The following is an 8,368-nucleotide window of genomic DNA, read 5'->3' on the forward strand; positions in this document are numbered from 1 at the left end:
ATAAGGCTATATAGTTTTCAAGTAAGAAGAAATAGCCATGATAAGGCTATGCAGTTTCAAATAAGAGTTAATAGCCATGATAAAGCTATATAGTTTCAAATAAGAAGAAATAGCCATGATAAAGCTATATAGTTTCAAGTAAGAAGAAATAGCCATGATAAAGCTATATAGTTTCAAGTAAGAAGCAGCTGTGGTATTAAAGTTGTGACTTAAAGTAACAAGCTTTCTAGGTATTAAGCAAAAAATCAGTGTGTTTAACTAATTTACTTTTAAAATTGAAATTGAAATTGTATTGTAAAGTAGTGATTTTACAAATAGAAGCAGTTTTATATAATTAAATACAAATAAAGAGAATTTAAATGATCCACAATAAAACGTGTAAAAATTAATAATTGTGCGGTTTATTCAGATAACATTTCAACTTAAAGGTTATGTGGTTTTTCATCTAAATGGGAAAAATAAACGCACTTTTATTCATTCATCCGTTTAAAGTGAACTTCCATCAGTGGGAGTCTTATAGCCTGCGAATTGTGGGATGAAAAATGGACTAAGAATTTAATCTTAGTCCATTTCTTATTTTATATCCATTTTGTATGGAATGTACCTTCTTTATCTACTCGTTTATACGTATGCGCTCCAAAATAATCGCGCTGCGCTTGTAACAAGTTTGCAGGTAGTTTGGCAGTACGATAGCTGTCATAATAAGAAATTGCTGCTGAAAATGCAGGTATCGGAATGCCCTGTTGTACCGCCATTGAGATAATTTGGCGTAATCCGCCTTGATATGACTCTACAATTTCTTTAAAGTATGGATCAAGTAAAAGGTTCGGTAGGTCAGTGTTTGTCTCATAAGCCTCTTTAATGTTCTGTAAAAAGGCAGCACGGATAATACATCCGCCTCTCCAAAGCATAGAAATGCTGCCAAAATCAAGGTTCCAATCATATTCCTTAGAAGCTGCCTTCAATTGCGTGAATCCTTGTGCATAAGAACAAATTTTACTCATATATAAAGCTTGGCGCACTGCTTCAATTAATTCAGCTTTTTCCACTCCAATTGCTGTTTTATCTTTAGGTCCAGATAAAACTTTGCTTGCGTTCACACGCTCTTCTTTTAAAGCAGAAATGCAACGTGCAAATACAGATTCCGTGATAATAGGCAGAGAGATACCTAAATCAAGTGCGCTTTGACTTGTCCATTTCCCTGTACCCTTTTGTCCTGCAGTATCAAGAATAACATCCACTAATGGCTTACCAGTTTCTTCATCTTTCTTCTTGAAGATATCGGCTGTAATCTCAATTAGATAGCTGTTCAGTTCACCTTTATTCCATTCAGCAAATATTTCATGGAACTCTTCTGCAGTCAAATTAAGTGTTTGTTTCAAGAAGAAATATGCTTCACAAATTAATTGCATATCTCCATACTCAATACCGTTGTGAACCATCTTTACATAGTGTCCTGCCCCATTAGGTCCGATATAAGAACAGCAAGGCTCATTATTCACTTTTGCAGAGATGTTTTCAAGCATATCCTTTACTTTTTCGTATGCATCCTTCTGTCCGCCTGGCATAATAGATGGTCCCTTCAATGCACCCTCTTCGCCGCCTGACACACCTGCCCCGATGAAATTGATTCCTTCTTCGGCAAGACGTTTGTTTCGGCGAATTGTATCGACAAAGTATGTATTACCACCGTCAATTAAAATATCACCTTTATCGAGGTGAGGGACTAGAGAATCAATCGCCTTATCTGTAACTTCCCCTGCATTAACCATTAATAAAATCTTCCTAGGTGATTCAAGTGAGTTAACAAACTCTTCAACTATATGAGTACCGACTAAGTTTTTACCACGGTTTTCCTCAATGATTTCATCAACTTTTTCCTTTGAAATATCATATAGGGCAACAGAATACCCTTTGCTCTCAAAGTTAAGTGCGAGGCTTTTTCCCATAACGCCCACACCAACAACTCCAATTTGTAACTTTTCCATATTCCATCGTTCCTTTCCATGTATGTTACTCTGTATTATAGTATATATACCTAAAATAACACTTTAATCAAATAATCAATCTTTTTCATTTCAATAGGCTCCGCCAGTATTCGTGCCAAAGGTTATAGGGACACGGCATATCACTATCAAGTTAAAAAATAAAGAGAGATTTTCATCCTTATTAATCAATCATGAATAATAACTGGTTAATTATGAAAAATCACATTAAACAGCTTCCGTATCCCTTTTATTGTTTAGAAAGATCTATACAAATAAACTTAATAATAAAGTAAATCCTAATCCGGCTACAGAAACGATAGTCTCAAGTAAAGTCCATGTTGCAAATGTTTCTTTCATGCTTAAACCAAAGTACTCTTTAAACATCCAGAAACCAGCATCGTTCACGTGTGAAGCAATTAAACTACCAGCCCCTGTTGCAAGCACAACTAAAGCAAGGTTAACATCAGATTGACCTAACATCGGAATCACTAAACCGACAGTTGTTAATGCAGCAACCGTAGCAGACCCTAATGAAATACGTAAAATGGCAGCGATAATCCATGCGAGCAAGATCGGTGATAATGAAGTTCCTTTGAATAATTCGGCTACATAGTTACCAACGCCGCCATCAATTAATACTTGTTTGAAAGCGCCGCCGCCACCAATAATTAAGAGCATCATCCCAATATTCGAGATTGCTGTTGTACAAGATTCCATCACGTTTTTGATTGGAATATTTCTTGCCAATCCCATTGTATAGATCGCAACTAGTAAGGATATCAACATGGCAGTATCCGCATTCCCAATAAACTCGATCGTTGCTAGTAAACTATTATCTTTGAATCCCATTGTTTTTTGCAGCAAAGTAATAATTGTAGCGACTGCCATTAAAAGAACAGGCAGTAAAGCGGTAAAAACACTGATTCCAAAGCCAGGAGTTTCTTCAAGTTTAAATACTTTCTGCTCACCTAAAGATTTGATATTACCGGTTTTTGTGAACGCCTCAGGTACTAGTTTTTTTGCAAGTTTAGTAAATACAGGTCCAGCTAACACAACTGTTGGAACCGCTATCATAAAGCCGTAAAGTAATACTTCACCGATGTTTGCATGCAATTCACCAGCGATAGCAGTTGGTCCTGGGTGTGGCGGTAAAAATCCGTGTGTTACAGATAAAGCAGCTGCCATCGAAATACCGAGATATAAGATAGAAACTTTTAATTCTCTTGAAATTGCAAATACAATCGGAATTAATAATACTAATCCTACTTCAAAAAATAATGCAATCCCGATAATAAATGAGGCAGTCACAACAGCCCATTGAATGTTCTTTTCACCAAACTTTTTCACAAGGGTCATGGCAATGCGTTGTGCGCCCCCAGAATCTGAAAGCAACTTACCTAACATCGCACCAAGTCCAAAAACGAGTGCTAAATGACCAAGTGTTCCTCCTAATCCCGCTTCAATGGTTTTAAAAATTTTTTCTGGCGGCATTCCAAGTGCTAAAGCAACCCCGACGGATACAATGATTAATGAAATAAAGGTATTTAATTTAAAGCGCATAATCAGTAAAAGTAATGCTAAAATCCCAATTGCTACAATGACTAATGGCATCGTAGTTCCCCCCTAATCTTAGCTGTATTTGTATTTATCCCACTATTCGTGGGCAGTAAGGCCCCCACCTCGTGTTTTAGATAGAAGCGAGGCGTGGGGGATTACTGATGAAAGTTTTACTTTATTAAATTTCTTTGATAATTTGCAATTCGTGTATAATCGTCTTCTAGTGCCCTTGATAGGTTAATAAATATAGGCAGTAATTGTCTGTATTCTTTTGTTGCGTCTTCTTTCGGTGTATGTTTGTAGGTACTGCCAACCATTTCGGAAACGATTTCAAAAGAATCAATTTTTCCTGTGGCATATAGACCTAATATACATGCACCTAGACAAGAGCTTTCGTAGCTCTTTGGAACAACGACTTCAGATGCGAAAATATCGGACATCATCTGTCGCCAAACGTCAGACCTTGCGAAGCCGCCTGTTGCTTGAATACGAGTTACAGGACCATCCATGCATTCGGTTAATGCTAAAAATACAGTGTATAAATTATATATAACGCCTTCTAAAGCTGCACGAATCATATGTTCCTTCTTATGTGACATCGTTAAACCGAAGAAGGATCCACGTACATCTGGATTCCATAATGGTGCACGTTCCCCTGCTAGGTATGGATGGAATAATAATCCGTCTGCACCAGGTCTCACACGTTCAGCTATTTTAGTTAATACATCGTATGGATCAATTCCTAGTCTTTTCGCAGTTTCTACTTCTGATGAAGCAAGTTCATCACGAATCCAGCGAAGGACCATTCCTCCATTGTTTACTGGTCCACCAATTACCCAATGCTTTTCCGTTAAGGCATAACAAAATATTCTTCCTTTTTTATCTGTTTGTGGTTTATCAATGATGGTCCGAATAGCACCACTTGTCCCAATTGTGACAGCAATCTCCCCTTTCCGAATTGCATTCACACCTAGATTAGAAAGCACCCCATCACTGGCACCAATGACAAACGGTGTTTGTGAATCGATACCAATCTTTTGGGCTAAATCTGGATTGCAGTTGCTAAATATTTGGGTGGTTGGTACGAGTTCAGATAATTGAGTTGGTGTTATACCAGCAATTTTTAAAGCTTCCTCATCCCAATCTAGTTTTTTTAAGTTCATCATACCCATGCACGAGGCGATGGAATGATCAACAACATATTGATCAAAGAATTGTTTGAAGATATATTCTTTGATTCCAATATATTTCTTCGTTCTAATAGCAATTTCCGGATGATCATTCACAATCCATGTAATTTTACTTAATGGTGACATTGGGTGAATAGGTGTTCCTGTTCGTCTATAAACTTCATGGCCATTAAGTTCATCTTTGATTTTATGTGCCCATGTCTCACTACGATTATCTGCCCAAGTGATACAAGGTGTCAGCGGCTGATCATTTTCATCCATGGCAATGACACTATGCATAGCACTGCTAAATGAAATAAACGAAGGTTTTTTATCTGAATGCTGTTTCGTTATATTTGATATCGCTTGTAAAACAGCTTGGAAAATCTCTTCTGGATCTTGTTCCGCTGTGGATATATCCGGTGTGCGAAGTGGATAACCAATATTCTCGGTTTGGATGACTTCACCTTTTTCAGTAAATAAAACTGCTTTCGTACTTGTTGTACCGATATCTATACCTAACATATAGCTACTCATGTCCTTGCTCTACTCCTTTAGATAACATTTGTTGTGACATCCAGAGGTCTTCAACTTTCCCTTGAACATCATCAAAGTTTTGATGTAAGGCCTCAACCATGAGGGCTCGATCTTTTGATTCGATTGCTTTTATATAAAGCTCATGATTTTTAATAATCCGTTCAAAGTCTTCGTACTTTTCCTTGAAACGAGTACGCATTGATAAAAGGATTAAGCTTTCCATAACAGGCTTTAAATTATTCCAAATCATCAGGATGTAGGAATGCTCAATGGTTCGAATAATCGTTTCATGGAATAAGAGATCTTGATAAGAAAACTCATCAGCATCATGATATTTAATTGCGATTTTCATCATTTCCATTATTTTATTTAGTTCCCTTACTAAATCATTTGTGTCCATCTTTACAAGTCGCTCAAAGATAAACGTTTCTATAAGTAAGCGAACATCATATATTTCTTCGATTTCTTTCTCGGTTAAACCAATGACAACTGCACCCATTCTTTCTAAGCGAATAATATTTTCAGAAGCTAGTACTTTTAATGCTTCACGAACGGGTGACCGACTTACAGAAAAATCGGCAGCTAATTTATTTTCTGATAGTATGGTACCGCTTTCGATTATACCTGCAATAATGCGCATTCTCAGTTCGCTCGCAACACGATCGCCTGTAGAAGCTTTTGAAAGCCATTTTTCAGGATAAAGAAATTCCATTGATTTTGTCATAAATTCACCTCTTGTTAATCAAGTATACTTGTATACAAGTATTATATCTCGGATTTTTAATTATGCAAGCGCTTTTATTGTTTGCTTTGGTTCTTTTAGAGGAAAGCCCCATAATTATTAAGCTAATAAATCGAGTCGCCCCAAAAACTATTATTGTTGATGAAGAAGATTTAGGGAATGGAAAACTGAAGAATACGATATCCAAGGACTTACATCAACATATTTACCACTCGGGTTTACAACTTTTTGAATCAAAAATATAGATGTTAAAAATGTAACAGTGACTGAATTTGAGCATTAAAAACTTTCAAAAATTGAAATTGTATTGTAAAGTAATGATTTTACAAATAGAAGCAGTTTTATATAATTAAAGACAAGTAAAGAGAATTTAAATGATCCACAATAGAACGAGTAAAAATCAGTAATTGTGCGGATTATTCAGATAACATTTCAACTTAAAGGTTATGTAGCCATCATATAGCTATGACGTTTCATGGTGTTAGGATTTAAATTATATTGATTAATAACATTGTTAGGAGGTACATAAATATGGAAAAAGTATTAGTATTGTTCAGTGATGCCCTCCTACTTGCTGCTCCAATTTATGAAGAAAATAAGCAGTTATGGGCCAAATGGAAAAAATATTATAACGAAGTACAAGAGAATCACGATAAATTAGTAACATCAGCTAATATATCCCCTTCATTCTCAACACTTGTTTCTTGGTTGGGTCAGAAACAAGAACAAGGAATATCGTTGTTGAACATTTATGCGAATCTAGATAAATATAAAATTGAGATTCAAAATGTATTAGATAAAATTATTGAACAAGAGTTTGGAGAAAAGGTTGATGCAGTTGAACCAACTCAAATTTCAAATCCTGAACATAGTCATATAAAAGAGCATATAGCAGATATACCTGACGACTATTATCCGGTATCAAATGACGCAATGTACTATCAATTACGTGATGGAATAGCAAAAAATCAGTTTGAAGAAGATGAAGTAGCAGCAAAATCGGTACTGCCATTAGAAACAAAAAATTCAAGCGGAGTTGCACAACTATCTTCACATAAAGATGAGGATTTGAGATTAGTGAATACAAATGAAGCAGAAAGATGGTCTATATTGGTTGATGGGGTAATTAGTAATATGGATGATCTTACAGCAGATTGTTTGGATACCATTACAATACAATGGTTAAATCAAGCTAAATCTCCAGATGAATTCATAGATTTTAGTTATGAGAATGTATTGGAATTATGTAATATGCCAAAAGCATCAGCGAACGGTGTAGAGTATTATCGTGCAGAAGATAAGATTAAGGTAGCACAACGTATTGCAGCGTTAGCAAGCATCTTTATTTATTTGAATGATGATAATGAAGTTGTAGTATTGAACGATCAAGCTGAAACTGGGGAACAATTTGAAGTAAAACGTGAAGTGATCAAAAGGCTATTCGTACTGGACTCTGTAGTGTTATGGAGAGATAAGAATACTAATGAATATATGGGGATAGAATCCTGTAAGATTAAACCAGGTAGTTTCTTATCGGGCTATTTGTATGGATCTAATAGCACAACAGCTTTATTATCGAAAAAAGCATTAGAGTATAATAGCTATAGACACAAGTTTCATAAACGTTTAATACGTTATTTATCCTGGCAGTGGCGAATCCGTCAACAATACAGTACTTTAAAAAGACCATACTCCATTGGGGGAGAAAAAGGTTTATTATCTGTAATGGGTATTACAACCACAAAGGGTCGCCCAACTCGAATACGTGAACAACTAGAAAGTGTTTTAATTGATTTAGAAAAAGAAAATGTAATTTCACATTGGGCGTATGCAGAGGAATTGGATGAAACAAAGATAGGAGAACGTAATTGGTTTAAAAATTACTATTCCAAATTAGGAATCATTATCTTACCACCAAAAGAATTGATGAATAATATAGATAGTATGGTAAAGAAAAAAGTAATAGGTATGCAAGAGAAGCAGGAGGACCATTATATTGCAGAGACAGTAAAACAAACTTCTGAAGGATCAGAAGATGTAATACGAGAAAAAATTATGTATCAGCATATGCATCAAAATAAAACAATGCGTGAGATAGCTGATGAAATAGGTCTATCCCCTGCTACGCTATCAAGGTTCTGTAATAACAAAATGAAGCGTATTTCAAAAAGCGTTAATGAAAAACTGAACAAGTGGTATGAAAGACAAATGATTATAGAATCTATGTAAAAAGAAGCAGATACCTTTAAATGGAGAGGTACCTGCTTCTTTTTAGTTGTTCATATTGGGGTAGCACCACACATCCATCAACTTAAGGATTTAGACTATTTTTGAAGTTAAAAGCACGTTACTATTTTCTTATGTTAATGAGAAAG

General features: G+C 35.6%; 5 protein-coding genes. 1 reads left to right on the forward strand and 4 read right to left on the reverse strand.

What is annotated here, in order from left to right; all coding sequences use genetic code 11:
* Nucleotides 1-578: 578 nt before the first annotated feature.
* The 4 genes from gndA to gntR all read right to left on the reverse strand — a co-directional run bounded on the left by gndA (nt 579) and on the right by gntR (nt 5,975).
* Nucleotides 579-1,988, reverse strand: a complete 1,410-nt coding sequence (gene gndA, locus ACQVV1_RS29525; protein WP_336376749.1) for an NADP-dependent phosphogluconate dehydrogenase — start codon at nt 1,986-1,988, stop codon at nt 579-581.
* Between the two features lie 264 nt (nt 1,989-2,252).
* Nucleotides 2,253-3,599, reverse strand: a complete 1,347-nt coding sequence (gntP, locus tag ACQVV1_RS29530) for a gluconate permease GntP (RefSeq protein ID WP_001131719.1) — start codon at nt 3,597-3,599, stop codon at nt 2,253-2,255.
* Between the two features lie 116 nt (nt 3,600-3,715).
* The gene (gene gntK / locus ACQVV1_RS29535) at nt 3,716-5,251 is read right to left on the reverse strand and encodes a gluconokinase (protein ID WP_309260370.1); all 1,536 of its coding nucleotides are present in this window, start codon (nt 5,249-5,251) and stop codon (nt 3,716-3,718) included.
* Nucleotides 5,244-5,975, reverse strand: coding sequence for a gluconate operon transcriptional repressor GntR (gntR, locus tag ACQVV1_RS29540; protein WP_242253847.1), 732 nt, complete (start codon nt 5,973-5,975; stop codon nt 5,244-5,246). The genes gntK and gntR overlap by 8 nt, the downstream gene beginning before the upstream one ends.
* Nucleotides 5,976-6,524: 549 nt before the next feature.
* Here gntR and ACQVV1_RS29545 point away from each other — a divergent pair.
* Nucleotides 6,525-8,222: a helix-turn-helix domain-containing protein gene (locus ACQVV1_RS29545; RefSeq protein WP_242253850.1), complete on the forward strand. Its 1,698-nt coding sequence runs from the start codon at nt 6,525-6,527 to the stop codon at nt 8,220-8,222.
* The last annotated feature ends 146 nt before the right edge of the window (nt 8,223-8,368 follow it).

The sequence above is a fragment of the Bacillus basilensis genome (genome assembly GCF_050630465.1).
Classification (GTDB): Bacteria; Bacillota; Bacilli; order Bacillales; family Bacillaceae_G; genus Bacillus_A; species Bacillus_A basilensis.

Excerpts from the sequence above, each read along its gene's own strand:
- gndA (WP_336376749.1), bottom strand. The coding sequence starts at position 1,988 with ATGGAAAAGTTACAAATTGGAGTTGTTGGTGTGGGCGTTATGGGAAAA.
- gntP (WP_001131719.1), bottom strand. The coding sequence starts at position 3,599 with ATGCCATTAGTCATTGTAGCAATTGGGATTTTAGCATTACTTTTACTG.
- gntK (WP_309260370.1), bottom strand. The coding sequence starts at position 5,251 with ATGAGTAGCTATATGTTAGGTATAGATATCGGTACAACAAGTACGAAA.
- gntR (WP_242253847.1), bottom strand. The coding sequence starts at position 5,975 with ATGACAAAATCAATGGAATTTCTTTATCCTGAAAAATGGCTTTCAAAA.
- ACQVV1_RS29545 (WP_242253850.1), top strand. The coding sequence starts at position 6,525 with ATGGAAAAAGTATTAGTATTGTTCAGTGATGCCCTCCTACTTGCTGCT.